Here is a 490-nt window from a genome sequence, read left to right as displayed (position 1 = left end):
GAACCAGCCCTGACCGCCCATCTGGTCACCCGCGGCGAACGCAGCACTGAAGACATCCTGCGTGAAGCACAGCACACGCTGCACAAACGTTTCGACATCGAACACGTCACCCTGCAGATCGAAGCCGAAGCCTGCGCAACGAGCAACATTCACCCCTGATTCATGGACCGCCAGCGCCTGGTTTCCGCTTTGATTGCGCTGGCTTACCTGCAAGCCATGTGGGCACGTGAAGGCTGGTCCGGTGCCGTGGCATTGCTGATTCCTTTGGCGATACCGCTGGGACTGATCTGGTACGGAGGCACCATCAGCCGCAGCGAAGGCTGGGGCTGGGCACGCAGCCGCATCGACCGTCCGACACCGCCACTGGCGATCCGCACACTGGGCTGGGTGTTTCTGCTGGCACCACTGCTTGTCATCGCCGTGTCATGGCTGCGCAAACACTGAATCGGCAAAACTGATGGCCATTGACGTCATGCTCGCGGTTTTACTC

1 protein-coding gene is annotated in these 490 nt (G+C 60.6%); it reads left to right on the top strand.

Translation table 11 applies throughout. The features are described 5' to 3' along the window. Nucleotides 1–162: 162 nt before the first annotated feature. Nucleotides 163–444, top strand: a complete 282-nt coding sequence (locus J5M67_RS28060) for a hypothetical protein (RefSeq protein WP_207888628.1) — start codon at nt 163–165, stop codon at nt 442–444. Nucleotides 445–490 lie beyond the last annotated feature (46 nt).

Origin of the sequence: Pseudomonas sp. 30_B, assembly GCF_017491605.1 — a bacterium.
Classification (GTDB): Bacteria; Pseudomonadota; Gammaproteobacteria; order Pseudomonadales; family Pseudomonadaceae; genus Pseudomonas.
Note: the sequence above shows the minus strand (reverse complement) of the source record. Positions and strands in the feature narration are given on the sequence as shown.